Source organism: Streptomyces sp. 63XJN7_1_ISO-PGPR-S23-121, assembly GCF_056173025.1.
The window spans coordinates 3,237,266-3,251,261 of record NZ_CM149653.1 but is presented as its reverse complement, the minus strand read 5'-3'; the positions used below and the strand labels follow the sequence as shown (position 1 = coordinate 3,251,261).

Below are 13,996 nucleotides of genomic sequence, written 5' to 3'. Positions count from 1 at the left end.
GCCGTCACCTCCCGCTCAGGGGCGGCGCCAGTCGTCGCCCGTCAGGTGCGATCCGGCCATCGGGCCCATGCGGAGCATGCCGCCGTCCACGCTCCAGGACGCGCCGGTGACGTACGAGGCCTCGGGTCCGGCGAGGAAGGCGATGACTGCGGCGACCTCGCGGGCGTCTCCGGGCCGGCCGAGCGGCACGCCGGGGCGGCGTTCGGCCCGCGGATCGGTGTCCTCCTGGCCGGTCATCGGGGTGGCGATCTCGCCCGGGGCCACCGCGTTCACGGTGATGCCGTGTTCGGCCAGCTCGATCGCCATGACCTGGGTGAGCAGGCCGAGGCCGCCCTTGGCCGCGCAGTACGGTGCCGCGCCCACCCGCGGCTGGTGCTCGTGCACGGACGTCACGTTGACGATCCGGCCGCCGTCGCCCTGACGGATCATGCGCCGGGCCGCGTTCTGTCCGCACAGGAAGGGCCCGGCCAGGTCGACGTCCAGGACGTGGCGCAGGTCGTCGAGTCCCAAGTCCAGGAAGGGCGTGGCGGTGCCCGTACCGGCGTTGTTGACCAGGACGTCGATCCGGCCGAGCCGTTCGCACAGCGCGTCCACCGTGTCCGCGGCCCCGGGCAGCCGGGTCAGGTCCACGTGGGCGACCTCGGCGCGGCGGCCCAGCGCCCGGACCTCCTCGGCGGTCCGCTCGGCGCCCTTCTCGTCGGTGTGCCAGGTGATGCCGATGTCCATGCCCGCCTCGGCCAGGCGTACGGCGGTGGCGCGGCCGATCCCCGAGTCGGAACCGGTGACGACGGCCACCCTGGTGTCGGTCGGCGTGGGACGGGGCACGACGGGCCTCCTCGTCGGTGCGGACGGTGTACCGGGGCATCGCAGTACCCGGGGGCCGCGCGGGCAAACCGCCGGAGCCGCCGTGCGGTCCCCGGCCCGCCGGGGAACCCTGGAGGTACCCGAGGAGGAGGTGCCGATGGACCCCGTCGAGGCGCTGGACCGGATCGCCTTCCTGCTGGAGCGGTCGCAGGAGCCGACCTACCGTGTCCGGGCCTTCCGCACCGCGGCCCGGGTGCTCGGCGGGCTGCCCGCCGCCGAGCTGCGCGAGCGGGCGGAGGCCGGTTCGCTTGAGTCCCTCAAGGGGGTCGGGCCGAAGACGGCGCAGGTGGCGCGGGAGGCGCTGGCCGGGCAGGTGCCCGGCTACCTGGAGAAGCTGGAGGGCGAGGCGCGGTCCCCGCTCGCGGAAGGGGGCGAGGAGCTGCTGGCCAGGCTGCGCGGCGACTGCCATCTGCACTCCGACTGGTCGGACGGCGGCAGCCCGATCGAGGAGATGGGGCGGGCCGCGGCGGCGCTCGGACACGAGTGGGCGGCGCTGACCGACCACTCGCCCCGGCTGACGGTTGCCCGCGGCCTGTCCCCGGAGCGGCTGCGCGAGCAGCTCGACGTGGTGGCGGAGCTGAACGAAACGTGGGCGCCGTTCCGGCTGCTGACCGGCATCGAGTGCGACATCCTCGACGACGGCTCGCTGGACCAGGAACCGGAGCTGCTGGAGCGGCTGGACGTCGTGGTGGTGTCCGTGCACTCCAAGCTGCGGATGGACGCCCGCGCGATGACCCGCCGCATGGTGGCCGCCGTCCGCGACCCGCACGCGGACGTCCTCGGGCACTGCACCGGGCGGCTGGTGACCGGGCGGGGGCGGCCGGAGTCGCAGTTCGACGCGGACGCCGTGTTCGCCGCCTGTGCGGAGTCCGGTACCGCCGTGGAGATCAACAGCAGGCCGGAGCGGCTCGATCCGCCGCGGCGGCTGCTGCGCCGGGCGGTGGAGGCGGGCGTGCTGTTCTCGGTCGACACCGACGCGCACGCGCCCGGACAGCTGGACTGGCAGGTCCACGGATGCGCGCGGGCCGAGGAGTGCGGGGTGCCCGCCGAGCGGGTGGTGACGACCTGGTCGCTGGACGCGCTGCTGGCCTGGACGCGGGAGGGCAGGGTACCGGCCGGAGTGGCGGGCGGCTGACGTGGTACCCGCCGGACTCACACAGCGAGAAGAAGGGAACGGTGCATGGAACGGGCGGCCGTGTTCGACGTCGACGGAACCCTCGTCGACACCAATCATCTGCACGTGGTCACCTGGTGGGAGGCCTTCCGGCAGGCGGGCCACCGGGTGCCGATGCACGCCGTCCACCGGGCGGTGGGCCTGGCCTCCACCGACCTCATCGGCCACCTGCTGGGCGACGACCGGGACAAGGACCGGGACGCGGAGCTGAGCGCCGCCCACAAGGCGCTGTACGGGCAGTACTTCGACCGGCTGCCGGCGCTGCCGGGGGCGGGGGAACTGCTGCGGCGCCTGGCGGGCGACGGCTGGACGGTCGTCCTCGCCACCTCGGCGGGCGGCGCGGAGCTGGGCGCGCTGCGGCGGGCCATCGACGCGGACGACGCGATCACCGCCACGGCGAGCGCCGACGACGTCGACGCGGGCAAGCCGGCGCCCGAGCCGGTGGAGCACGCCCTGGAGCTCGCCGGGGCGCCGGCCGAGCGGGCGGTGTTCGTCGGCGACACGGTGTGGGACATGCGCGCGGGCAGCCGTGCCGGAGTGCGGTGCGTGGGCGTGCTGTGCGGCGGGCTGCCGCGCGCCGACCTGGAGGAGGCGGGCGCGGGAGCGGTGTACGCGGACCCGGCCCACCTGCTGGCCTCGCTCGCGAACAGCCCGCTGGCATGAGCCGCCCGGTCATGGGGAAGCACGGCACCGTACGACGCGTATGACGGACGTGGAACGCGACACCCGGCGAACGGCCGGGGACGACGACGGGAAGGGCGGCACGGGACGCCGGGGACGGTGGCGGACCGCCCTGGCGCAGGCGCTCCGCGGAGCGCGGCCGGTGCACCGGGTACGGCGCGAGGCCGCTGCCGTCGGGCAGGCCGTCCTGGCCGCCGGGCGGGGCCCCGGCCGGGAACGCGACCTGGTGGTCCAGTCGCTGAAGGCGGCGGGAGCGGGCCTGCTCGCCTGGGCCGTGGCGGGCGTCTGGCTCGACGACCCGATGGCGCTGATGGCCCCCTGGGTGGCGGTGGTGCTCGTCCAGGCCACCGTCTACAGCTCCGTACGCCAGGCCGGGCAGCAGTTCGGGGCGATCTGCCTCGGGTCGCTGGTGGCCTCCGTGGCCCAGGCGGTCACCGATGACAACACGGGCGCGCTGGCGCTGTCCCTGCCGTTGCTGATGCTGCTCGGGAACTGGCCGCGCTTCGGTCAGCAGGGCGTCTACGCGGCCACCACGGCGGTGTTCGTCCTGGCCGCGGGAACCCCGGTCTCCGCGTCGGCGGTCGGGCACCGGGTGGCGCAGGCGGCGCTCGGCGCGATCGTGGGCATCGCGGTGAACGCGTTCGTACTGCCGCCGATCCACCTGCGGGACGTCCGGGAGAACCTCGCGGCGCTGGCCCGGGAGGCGGGCGACGTCCTGCACACCGTCGCGGCCGATCTGCGGGAGAACGAGTGGGACGCGCAGACCGCGGCCGGCTGGACCGGCGAGGCCGTACGGCTGCAGCGGCGTGTGCAGGCGCTCGCGTCGGCCCGGTCCTGGAGTCAGGAGAGCCTGCGGCTGACCCACGGCCCGCTGCGGGTGCTGCACCGGGCACCGCCCCCGGCGCCGCCCGAGAAGGAGGACCAGCGGTGGACCCGGGTCACCGGGAACATCACGTCGCTCACCCGGACGCTGTCCGTGGCGGCCGACGAGAACCGCACCCCCGCCCCGCCCGAGGGCCCGGTCCTCGGCCTGTACGCGCGCCTGCTGAAGCTGATCGGCGACTCCTGCCACGTGGAGGCCGACCGGCTGGCCGGTCTCACGGACCCCCGCCCGGGGGACGCACGGGGCGGGCGGGACACGCGGGACGCGACGGACGCCGGGGAGGCGACCGAGGCGACGGAGGAGACGATGGAGGAGCTGCACCGGCAGTTGCAGGACGGACTGCGGGAACACGCCGGCCAGGGCGCCGCGCAGGCGTCGGTGCTGGGCGCGCTGCTGCTCCAGGCCGAGAACCTCTGGGCCGAGATCGATCCCGAGCCCGTGGACCAGTGACGCGGATCACCCCAAAACACGACAGACGGTGGAACACCGGGAGGGTGTGCGCCGTTGAAGAGTGCGTGGGTACGGATGGGACAGTGTCCCCGGGCCTCATCTATGGCCCACAGGGACGATCGTTCGGCTGAAGCCCTGTGGAGCCTTCCGCCGAGAGGCGACCGCCGTCCGTGCCCCGCATACCGCCCCGACCGTGATCCCCCCGTCCGGTCGGGGCTCTTCTTTGCCCGCGGCAGGGCGGGGTACCCGTGGCTCCCGACCTGGCAGGCGGACGGGAGGAGCGGAAGGTGAGCAGTACGACGGGCAGCAGGATCGTGGTCACGGGCGCCACCGGCAACGTGGGCACCAGCGTGGTGAGACTCCTCTCGGAGGACCCACGGGTCGGGTCAGTCCTGGGACTGGCCCGGCGGATCCCCGAGTGGTCGCCGCCGAAGACGGAGTGGGCCGCCGTCGACCTGGCCTCCGAGCGGGCCGACGCGGCCGGTCTCCTCGCCGGCGCCGACGCCGTGATCCATCTGGCGTGGGCGTTCCAGCCGACGCACGATCCCGCGACGACCTGGCGCACGAACGTCCTCGGCTCCCTGCGGGTCTTCGAGGCGGTGGCCGCGGCCGGAGTGCCGACGCTGGTGCACGCCTCGTCGGTCGGCGCGTACTCGCCGGGGCCGAAGGAGCACGCCGTGGACGAGTCGTGGCCGACACACGGCTGGCCGGACGCGGCGTACTGCCGGGAGAAGGCCTACCTGGAGCGGGTCCTGGACACCTTCGAACGCGACCACCCGGGCATCCGGGTGGTACGGATGCGGCCGGCCTTCCTCTTCAAGCGGGAGTCGGCGAGCGAGCAGCGCCGGATCTTCGGCGGCAAGTACCTGCCGGGTCCGCTGGCCCGTCCGGAGCTGCTGCCGTTCCTGCCGGACGTCCCGGGACTGCGGATGCAGGCACTGCACACCGACGACGCGGCGGGCGCCTACCGGCTGGCGGTGTTCACACAGGACGCCCGGGGCCCGTACAACCTGGCCGCCGACCCGCCGGTCGACGCGGAACTGCTGGGCGGGATGACCGGCGCCCGGCCGGTGCGGCTGCCCCGCACGGCCGCCCGCACGGCGATCGCCGCCGCGTGGGGACTGCGTCTGCTGCCGGCGTCCCCGCACCTGTTCGATGCGGTGCTGCGGCTCCCGCTCATGGACTGCACGCGGGCGCGGGCGGAGCTCGGCTGGCGCCCCGTGCGTACCGCGACGGAGGTCCTGGAGGAGTTCCTGCGCGGCTTCCAGCAGGGCGCGGGGGCGGCTACGGAGCCGTTGCGGGGGCGCAAGGCCGGCTGACGGCAGGGCGCGGAAAGGCCGGCCGGGCGGATCGGATCCGTCCCGGCCGGCCGTCTGTCGCCGGGGTGCCGTCAGCCGGAGGACTCGTCGGGTACGGGGTGCTCGGGGTGCACGTTGCCCGAGTGCGGCGCGCCCTGGCGGCCGGTCCCGGCCTCGTCCGTGTCGGGGACGTCCGTGTCGCCGGACTCCGCGGACTCGTCGCCGCCTTCCCTCGCGTCGTCCGTGTCCTCGGGGTCCTCCGGCTTCTCCCGCGTCTTCCGGGAGGGCGCGGCCTCCCAGGGGTCCTCCCCGGTGCCGGCCTGCTGGTCCGGCAGGTCCCGCGGCACGGGGACACCGTTCTCGCCCGGTCCCTCGAGGCGGTGGTCGGTCACGGCGCTCTCCCTTCCGGTGGTTCTACCGGGTCGTACGGCCGACGTCGGGTGCCCCCGTGGCGGCCGGCGAAACCTCAGTGCGGCGCCCGTTCCTCCAGGGCCGTGCGCCAGGCGGGGAGGGGGTTCTCGGGCGCCGGCTCGGGGCGCCTGCCGCCACGGGCGAAGAAGTCGGCCAGCGGCAGGATCGCGGCGCCGACGGTGACCGCGTCGGGGCCGAGCCGTCCCAGGTCGACCGTCACCTGCTGCGCGGGATGGCGCAGCGCGTAGGACACCGCGTGGCGCCGTACGGCGGGCAGGAAGCGGGTGCCGAGCTGGAGGCCGGCCCAGCCGCCGATCAGGATGCGCTCGGGCTGGAAGAGGTTGATCAGGTCGGACAGGCCGGCGCCCAGGTACTCGGCGGTCTCCTCCAGGACGGCGAGCGCGACCGGGTCGGCGGCGGCGCCGCCGGGTGGATAGGCGGCGGCCAGCATCGAGGTCAGGGCCGTCTCCTCGTCGGTGCCCTCGGGCACCCGGCCGCCCTCCTCGCGCCAGCGGGCCAGCAGGGACTCGGCGCCCGCGTAGGCCTCCAGGCAGCCGAGCGCGCCGCAGCGGCAGCGGCGCCCCCTGACCCGGACCGTGAGGTGTCCCCATTCGACGGGGCGGCCGTGTTCCACCTCGGGGGTGACGAGGCAGGCGCCGACGCCGGAGCCGAAGAGCACCACGATCGCGTTGCGGGCACCGCGTCCGGCGCCGAACCACATCTCGGCCTGGCCGAGGGTCTTGGCGCCGTTGTCGATGAAGTACGGGACGGTGCCGGGCAGCGGGGAACCGGCGCGGAGCAGGGCCTCCAGCGGCACGGCGTCCCAGCCGATGGTCTGGCCGTGGACGACGGCGCCGCGGTCCGGGGTGTGCTCGACGATGCCGGGGACGCCGATGCCCACGCCGAGCAGCCGCTCGGGCGCGAGGCGGGCGGCGGTCAGCACCTCGGCGATGCCCTCGCGGATGTGGTCGACGATCACCTCGACCTCGTACCGCTGCTGGGTCAGCGGGCGTTCCGCGCGGGCGAGCTCGGTGAGGGTCAGGTCGAAGAGCTCGACGCGCACTCTGGTCTCGCCGACGTCCACGCCGATCATGTGGCCGCTCGCGGGGGCCACCCGCAGCAGTGTGCGGGGCCTGCCGCCGTCGGAGTCGACGCTGCCGGCCTCCTCCACCAGGCCGTCGCCGACCAGGTCCGCGACGACGTTGCTGACCGAGCCGGAGCTCAGCCCGGTCGCGGGGCCCAGCTCGAAGCGGCTGAGCGGCCCGTCGAAGTAGAGCCGCTGCATTACGGCCGTACGGTTGGCCCGCCTGAGGTCGCGCACCGTGCGCCCGTTCCGCCCCGCCATGTGGCTCCTCCCACCGTCCCGACCTGCAACATACCTCCGCCGGCCCGCCGCCCGCGACTTTCCTCTCTCCTTAATTCAGGCTCTGAACTGTTGTGCGGCGGCTGGTGCGGCCGCCGCTCCCGGTAAATCCGTTGGCCCGTTCGCCGCCCGGCTATTTACCCTAGGCGGAAACCTAGGCCCCCTAGGTTCTCTTCCCCCGACCGACGATCGCACCCCGGGACCTCCCATGAGAACACTCACCGAGCGGGACATCCGCGCCTGTTTCATCAATTGCTCGAAGGGCGAGGCGAAGCGCCTGGCCGTCCCGCGCGATCTCGACGAGCGCCCGTGGGGGGACCTCGACTTCCTCGGCTGGCGGGACCCCGGAGCGCCCGACCGCAGCTATCTGGTCACCGAGCACGGCGGGCGCCTGGTCGGTGTCGCCCTGCGATTCCAGCCGGTCCGGCCGGGCTTCTTCCACCGCAGCATGTGCTCGCTCTGCCTGACCACCCATCCCCGCGGGGGCGTGTCGCTGATGACCGCGCGCAAGGCGGGCCCGGCCGGCCGCGAGGGAAACTCGGTCGGCCTGTACATGTGCACCGACCTCGCCTGTTCGCTGTACCTGCGCGGGAAGAAGACGCCGGAGACCGGCGCCCGTTTCGAGGAGAGCCTCACCCTGGAGGAGCAGATCGCCCGCACCACGGGCAATCTGTCGGCCTTTCTGGCGAAGATCACCGACTGATCCGCCGGCCCCCGGCCCATCGAGCGGAACCAGGCGCGTGGGAACCGTTTTGACCGCGTGCGTCCGGTTACCGTCTGTCCGGATACGTTCGTTGCGCCGGGGGAAGGGGAACAGCCCGAGGATGCCTGATGTACGTGAGACCGTGGCGTCCGCCGCGCGTGAGGCGAAGCGCCTGGCCAAGTGGCACCGGGATCCGATGGTGGTGCAGGCGCTGCGCTCCGCCGCCGCGGCGTCGATCGCCTATGTCATCGCGGTGCGGCTGACCCCCGACAAGTCGGCGGCGCCGCTCACCGCGCCCCTGACCGCGCTGCTGGTCGTCCAGGTCACCCTGTACGCCACGCTGAAGATGAGCGTCCGACGGGTGAACGCGGTGGTGGCCGGTGTCCTGGTCGCCATCGTCTTCAGCGCGGTGGTGGGACTGAGCTGGTGGAGCCTCGCGCTGGTGATCGTGGCGGCGCTGGGCGTCGGGCATCTGGTGCGGGCGCACGAGTTCGTGGCCGAGGTGGCGATCAGCGCGATGCTGGTGCTGGGGGTGACCTCGCACGGCTCCCTGGCCTGGGCCCGGGTGGTGGAGACGCTGATCGGGGCGGTCGTCGGACTGGTCTTCAACCTGCTCTTCGCCCCTCCGGTGTGGGTGGAGCAGGCCGGGGAGTCCATCGAGGGCCTGGCCCGGCGGGTGCGGCAGCTGATGCTGCGGATGGGCGAGGAGGCCGCGGGCGCCACGCCCTTCCACGAGGCGGCGGCCCGGCTGCACGAGGCCCGCCGTCTCGACCACGACATCGCCGAGGTGGACGAGGACCTGCGGCAGGCCGAGGACAGCCTGCGGCTCAATCCGCGCGTCCGGGAGGGGCTGCTGCACCGGGTGGTGCTGCGGACCGGCCTGGACACCCTGGAGATCTGCACGGTGGTACTGCGGGTCCTGGCGCGCACCTTCACCGACCTCGCCAAGGAACGGGAGCCCGATCCCCTGTTCGCGCCGGAGACGGGCGCGACCATCCAGCAGCTGCTGTCCGAGATCGCCGACGCCGTGGTCAGCTTCTCGGTCCTGGTCACCACCAGCGTCAGCGAGAACGCCGAGTCGGCGGAGGAACGCCTGACCGTCGAGCTGCGGCAGGCGGCGGTCACCCGGGACAAGCTCGGCGGGCTGCTGCTGGACGAGGTCCAGCGCGGCGCCCGGAACTGGCAGCTGCAGGGGGCGGTGCTGACCGAGGTCAACCGCATCATCGACGAGATGGACACCGAGCACCGCTCGCGCAGGCTGCTGGAGGAGCTGGACCGCCACACGCGTGAGCAGCGCGAGCGCCGCCCGCGACTGACCAGGATGTGGGACCGTGCGCGCAAGGTGACGCGGCTGCGGCGGAACCGGGGCGCCGCCGGGCATCGTTCTTCATGACAGACACGGGCGGCCGGGCGAGGGCCCGGCGGGAAGTGGGGCGATCGGATGACCGGAACCGGGGTGCGGATCGACGGGAACACGCTGCGGCTGCCGGGCGGTGCGGCGGTGCGGTTCATCCGCACGCTGCGGCTGCCCGAGACGGGCACGCATCCGCTGCCGCCGGGGCTCGGTGAGTTCCCGGTCCGGCGGATCGCCGACTACGCCGACAACGTGCCCGAGGCGTGGCGGGCGCGCGGTGGCGTGATGCTGCCGGTGTACCTGCGCGAGGCCATGTGGCTGAGTTTCGCCGGCACCAGGGAGCCGGCGGCCCTGCAGGTCGGCGTGGGCAAGGTGTGCGCGGTGTCGGGCCGGCCGTGGAGCGACCGGCTCTCCCGCGATCCGCAGAACTACGTGGTGCTTCCCCGGCAGCCCTGGCTGGACGGCATCAACTCCGGGACGGGCACGGTCCGCCAGTTCGTGGCGGTTCCGCTGGGCATGGGCGCGACCGTCGAGGGCCAGGTGACCGGCGAGGAGGTGTGGGGCGGCGTGCAGTTGCAGGCGTTCGCCCTCAACGACCGGGAGCTGGCCCGCTGGCGCGAGGAGGAGCGGCGCCGGGCCGAGGCGCTGCGTGACCGGGGCACCCGCCGGCGCAGCGCCTTCGGGACCGCGCTGCCGATGTCGGCGCCGGCCGCCCCCGGCGCGGCCCCGGCACCCGCGGGCGGGGCACGGGCGCGGTCCGCCCCCGCCATGGGGCTGGGCGTCGGCGGTTCCATGCGGCAGGAGGTCTACCGGGACGAACGGCCCCTGACGGACTGGGCGGAGCGGCCGGCGGGCCGGGTCTTCGTGCACCTGGTGACGCCTCCGGAGTGGCAGCGCATCACCGGCGAGGCCCCGCCGCCGTCCCCCGTGGACCGGGCGGCCTACACCAGGGCGGGTCTGCCCTGGTTCGACTACTACGACGAGGACGCGCGCGACCTGTCGCCGGCCGAACCGCTCCAGGAGGTCAAGCCGGTCGGGGACTGGATCGGCGACGACCACGAGAGCTGGCAGCAGCCCGGCCCGCAGCAGATCCAGCCCCTCAAGGACGCCCCCGGGGCACCCGTGCAGGACGGCGACTGGTAGACACGGGGGCGGACCTGACGGGCCGGCGGACGGGAGCGCGCATGAGGGACGGCGGCTGGAGCAGGCGCCGGTTCACCGCCGCCCTCGCCCGGACGGCCGCCGCGGCGGCGGCGCTCCCGGCGGCCACGGCCTGCGGCGACGCGCCGGGGCCCGGGCCCGCGGCCACCCCCGCGGCCTCCTCGGCGAGCGGCGGCGCGCCGGGCCGGGAGCACGCCCCGCCGGGTCCGCGCCCGCTCCACCTGGGGACGTACACCTCGGCCGAGGGCGGCGGCCGGGGCATCGGGCTGGCCGAGTACGACGTCCGCACGGGCCGGATCACCGGCCGCGGCACCCTCACCGGCGTGCCGGACCCGTCGTATCTGGCGGTGCACCCCGCGGGACACACGCTGTACGCGGTGAACGAGCGGGCGGACGGCGCCGTGATCGCCGTACGCCTGTCCGACCGCAGGATTCTGGGCAGCCGGAGCACCGGCGGCACCGCGCCCTGCCCCTTCCTGGGCGGGACCGGTGCCTACGGCGCGATCGCACCCAGCAGGGCCCGCGCGCACAGGTCGCGCACCTGCTCCCGGGCCGGCCGCGGGTCCCGCAGCCACTCGAGGCAGACCGCGGTGGTGAACGCCAGCCAGCCGCGCACCGCGAGCCGCGCGTCGGCCCGCTCCTCGAAGGCGGGGCCGAACTCCGGGTCGGCGGCCAGGGCGGCGAGGATCTGCCGTTCCTGCGCGGCCAGCGCCCGTCGGTAGACCCGGCGCACGACCTGGTCCCCCGTCGCGTCGGCGCGGTGGAAGGCGCGGTAGCCGTGCGCGTGTTCCCGGACGTACTCCAGGTACGCGTCGAGGCCCGCGGCGAGCTGCTCGCGCACCGGGACGCCGGGCACGGCCGCCGTCATCCGCAGCATGCGCTCGCTCTCGCGTTCCACGACCGCCGCGAAGAAGTCCCGCTTGCCCGGGAAGTAGTGGTACAGCAGGCCCCGCGAGACTCCGGCGATCTCGGCGACCCGCTCGATCCACACCTCGTCGTAGGGGCTCTCGGAGAACAACCGCGCGCCCACCGACAGCAGTTGCTCCCGGCGCTCCTCGGTGCTGAGCCGGCGGCGCGTGCGCCCGCCCTGGTTCGCGGCCATGCCCGCACTCTACTTGACGTCGGTTCAGCAACGGGACGACACTGGGACCGCTATTGAATCGACGTACAACACACTCGGGACACGGCGCCGCGTCGAGGGAGATCGGTCATGGCTCGGACGAGGACGGAAGCGGCCGCGGACGGGCTGCCCAAGGGACTGCGCAGCGCCGAGCTGGGCTGGCCCGAACTGGACCGCATCCCGCACCCGCCGCACCGCCTCCCGCTGGTCGGGGACGTGCTCGGGGCGAGCCGGAGCACGCCGATGCAGGACTCGCTGCGCTACGCACGGCAGTTGGGACCGATCTTCCGGCGGCGGGTCTTCGGCAAGGAGTTCGTGTTCGTGTGGGGCGCCCGGCTCGCCGCCGACCTGGCGGACGAGTCCCGCTTCGCCAAGCACGTGGGGCTCGGCGTGGCCAACCTGCGTCCGGTCGCCGGGGACGGGCTGTTCACGGCGTACAACCACGAACCCAACTGGCAGCTCGCGCACGACGTCCTGGCGCCCGGTTTCAGCCGGGAGGCCATGGCCGGCTACCACCTCATGATGCTGGACGTGGCCGGACGGCTGACGGGCCAGTGGGACCGTGCCGAGGCCGCCGGACACCCCGTGGACGTGCCCGGCGACATGACGAAGCTGACCCTGGAGACGATCGCTCGCACCGGGTTCGGGCACGACTTCGGGTCGTTCGAACGCCCCCGGCTCCACCCGTTCGTGACCGCGATGGTGGGCACCCTCGGCCACGCGCAGCGCCTGAACACCGTGCCCGTGCCGCTCGCGCGCTGGCTGCTGCGCGGTGCGAGCCGCCGCAACGCGGCCGACATCGCCTACCTGAACCGCACGGTCGACGACCTGGTCCGGGCCCGCCGTTCCTCGGACGGCGGCGACGGCGACCTGCTCGACCGGATGCTGGAGACGGTCCACCCGGACACCGGTGAGCGCCTGTCGGCGGAGAACGTCCGGCGGCAGGTCATCACCTTCCTGGTGGCCGGCCACGAGACCACCTCGGGCGCGCTCTCCTTCGCCCTGCACTACCTCGCCCGGCACCCCGAGGTCGCGGCCCGGGCCCGCGCCGAGGTGCACCGGGTCTGGGGCGCCGTCGAGGCGCCCGGCTACGAGCAGGTGGCCAGGCTGCGGTACGTGCGCCGGGTGCTGGACGAGACGCTGCGGCTGTGGCCGACCGCGCCCGCCTTCTCGCGGGAGGCGCGCCGGGACACGGTGCTGGACGGCGCGTATCCCATGCGGCGGGGCGCGTGGGCGCTCGTCCTCACCGGGATGCTGCACCGCGATCCCGACGTGTGGGGGCCGGACGCCGAGCGGTTCGACCCCGACCGCTTCGACGCGAAGGCCGTCCGGGCGCGTGCGCCGCACACGTTCAAGCCGTTCGGCACGGGCGCGCGGGCGTGCATCGGGCGGCAGTTCGCGCTGCACGAGGCCACGCTGGTGCTCGGGCTGCTGCTGCGCCGCTACGAGCTGCGGCCCGAGCCGGACTACCGGCTGCGGGTGACGGAGCGGCTGACGCTGATGCCGGAGGGGCTGCGGCTGCGGCTGGACCGCCGCGGGGCGCTGCCGGAGCCCGACGGCGAGAGGACCGACGCCGCGCGGCAGGCCGGCACGGAGGCGGGTGGCACGGAGCAGGGCGGCACGGAGCAGGGCGGTTCAGCGGCCCGCTGTCCAGTGCGCCGGCCGGGCCAGTGACTCCGGCAGCTTCGTGCCGGCGCTGCCCCGGGCCGCGGTGAGCTGCGGCTGGGTGAGGAAGAAGGCGCCCGTGAGATCCGCGTCCGTCAGGTCGGCGTCGCGCAGGTCGGCGCCGATCAGGTCCGCGCCCCGCAGGTCGGCGCCGGTGAGGTCGGCGGCGATGAGGTAGGCGCCGCGCAGGTCGGCCCCGCGCAGGTCGGCACCCTTCAGACGGGCGCCCATCAGGTCGGCGTTGCGGCGGTTCTTCTTCTTGCCGCGCGTCCCGGCCCGCATCAGTTCGCTGGTGCGCAGCAGGAGCACGTTGACCCGCTGCCGGTGTGCCGCCACGTCCAGCGCGGCCAGTTCCGCGGGGGCCGCGGCGGTGAGCCGTTCCGTCTCGGCCAGCATGCGGCGCACGTCGGCGTGGACGGGCCGGGCGGCGGGCAGGGTCAGTGCCTCGGTCAGGTACCAGAGCAGCTCGTGCAGCTGGCGGACCACCGGGAACACCTCGAACATGCCGCGGGCGTGCCCGGGCGGGCCGGTGCGCCAGTCCTTGCCGCCGAAGGTGACCTGGGAGACCTGCTGCCCGGCGCCGAAGCAGTCGTAGACCGTGCAGCCGGTGAAGCCCTCCGGCCGCAGCCGCGCGTGGATCCCGCACCGGCTGTCCTCGCGCAGGTTGCCGCAGGGGGTGCCGGCGTCCTTGTTCACCGCGAAGTCGGCCGAACGCGTGAACGGCAGCGCCACGCAGCACAGCCCGAAGCACCGTTCGCAGTCCCCGCGCAGCTCGGCCCGGCCGGTCTCTCGTTCTCGCATGGGGTTCAGCTTACGGAACGCGGGCCGGGGCCCCGGCGGTGGCGGGTCCCCCGGCGGGGCCGAGCGAG

13 protein-coding genes and 1 pseudogene are annotated in these 13,996 nt (G+C 74.7%); 9 read left to right on the top strand and 5 right to left on the bottom strand.

Annotated elements, in window-relative coordinates:
• Positions 1 to 15: 15 nt before the first annotated feature.
• Positions 16 to 825, bottom strand: coding sequence for an SDR family oxidoreductase (locus tag AC0VYN_RS14090; RefSeq protein ID WP_386920696.1), 810 nt, complete (start codon positions 823 to 825; stop codon positions 16 to 18).
• 136 nt (positions 826 to 961) lie between these two features.
• On the opposite strand from AC0VYN_RS14090, the gene AC0VYN_RS14085 reads away from it, so the two are divergent.
• From AC0VYN_RS14085 to AC0VYN_RS14070, 4 genes are all read left to right on the top strand, one after another.
• Positions 962 to 1,999 carry a PHP domain-containing protein gene (locus AC0VYN_RS14085; RefSeq protein ID WP_475536274.1) on the top strand — a complete coding sequence of 346 codons (1,038 nt, stop codon included), beginning with the start codon at positions 962 to 964 and terminating at the stop codon, positions 1,997 to 1,999.
• Positions 2,000 to 2,044: 45 nt separating this feature from the next.
• Positions 2,045 to 2,701: an HAD family hydrolase gene (locus tag AC0VYN_RS14080; RefSeq protein WP_475536273.1), complete on the top strand. Its 657-nt coding sequence runs from the start codon at positions 2,045 to 2,047 to the stop codon at positions 2,699 to 2,701.
• A 40-nt stretch (positions 2,702 to 2,741) separates the two neighbouring features.
• Positions 2,742 to 4,052 carry an FUSC family protein gene (locus AC0VYN_RS14075; protein ID WP_475536272.1) on the top strand — a complete coding sequence of 437 codons (1,311 nt, stop codon included), beginning with the start codon at positions 2,742 to 2,744 and terminating at the stop codon, positions 4,050 to 4,052.
• A 287-nt stretch (positions 4,053 to 4,339) separates the two neighbouring features.
• Positions 4,340 to 5,371, top strand: a complete 1,032-nt coding sequence (locus AC0VYN_RS14070; protein WP_475536271.1) for an SDR family oxidoreductase — start codon at positions 4,340 to 4,342, stop codon at positions 5,369 to 5,371.
• Between the two features lie 71 nt (positions 5,372 to 5,442).
• On the opposite strand, the gene AC0VYN_RS14065 is transcribed toward AC0VYN_RS14070, so the two are convergent.
• Both AC0VYN_RS14065 and AC0VYN_RS14060 read right to left on the bottom strand, forming a co-directional pair.
• Positions 5,443 to 5,742, bottom strand: a complete 300-nt coding sequence (locus AC0VYN_RS14065) for a hypothetical protein (RefSeq protein ID WP_475536270.1) — start codon at positions 5,740 to 5,742, stop codon at positions 5,443 to 5,445.
• 74 nt (positions 5,743 to 5,816) lie between these two features.
• On the bottom strand, positions 5,817 to 7,106 hold the full coding sequence (locus tag AC0VYN_RS14060; protein ID WP_475536269.1) for an ROK family transcriptional regulator: 1,290 nt from the start codon (positions 7,104 to 7,106) through the stop codon (positions 5,817 to 5,819).
• A 226-nt stretch (positions 7,107 to 7,332) separates the two neighbouring features.
• On the opposite strand from AC0VYN_RS14060, the gene AC0VYN_RS14055 reads away from it, so the two are divergent.
• The 4 genes and pseudogenes from AC0VYN_RS14055 to AC0VYN_RS14040 all read left to right on the top strand — a co-directional run.
• Complete coding sequence (locus tag AC0VYN_RS14055; protein ID WP_475536268.1) at positions 7,333 to 7,827, top strand: FBP domain-containing protein; 495 nt, start codon at positions 7,333 to 7,335, stop codon at positions 7,825 to 7,827.
• A 121-nt stretch (positions 7,828 to 7,948) separates the two neighbouring features.
• Positions 7,949 to 9,220: an FUSC family protein gene (locus AC0VYN_RS14050; protein ID WP_475536267.1), complete on the top strand. Its 1,272-nt coding sequence runs from the start codon at positions 7,949 to 7,951 to the stop codon at positions 9,218 to 9,220.
• A 48-nt stretch (positions 9,221 to 9,268) separates the two neighbouring features.
• Positions 9,269 to 10,324, top strand: a complete 1,056-nt coding sequence (locus tag AC0VYN_RS14045; RefSeq protein ID WP_475536266.1) for a hypothetical protein — start codon at positions 9,269 to 9,271, stop codon at positions 10,322 to 10,324.
• Between the two features lie 41 nt (positions 10,325 to 10,365).
• Positions 10,366 to 10,812 (top strand): annotated as a pseudogene (locus AC0VYN_RS14040) (lactonase family protein); the annotation flags it as partial.
• A 23-nt stretch (positions 10,813 to 10,835) separates the two neighbouring features.
• Here AC0VYN_RS14040 and AC0VYN_RS14035 read toward each other — a convergent pair.
• Positions 10,836 to 11,444, bottom strand: coding sequence for a TetR/AcrR family transcriptional regulator (locus AC0VYN_RS14035; protein WP_451692708.1), 609 nt, complete (start codon positions 11,442 to 11,444; stop codon positions 10,836 to 10,838).
• 108 nt (positions 11,445 to 11,552) lie between these two features.
• Between AC0VYN_RS14035 and AC0VYN_RS14030 the strand changes: the two genes are divergently transcribed.
• Positions 11,553 to 13,136, top strand: a complete 1,584-nt coding sequence (locus AC0VYN_RS14030) for a cytochrome P450 (RefSeq protein WP_475536265.1) — start codon at positions 11,553 to 11,555, stop codon at positions 13,134 to 13,136.
• Here AC0VYN_RS14030 and AC0VYN_RS14025 read toward each other — a convergent pair.
• Positions 13,098 to 13,928: a pentapeptide repeat-containing protein gene (locus AC0VYN_RS14025; protein WP_475536264.1), complete on the bottom strand. Its 831-nt coding sequence runs from the start codon at positions 13,926 to 13,928 to the stop codon at positions 13,098 to 13,100. The two genes, AC0VYN_RS14030 and AC0VYN_RS14025, sit on opposite strands and share 39 nt — an antisense overlap.
• Positions 13,929 to 13,996 lie beyond the last annotated feature (68 nt).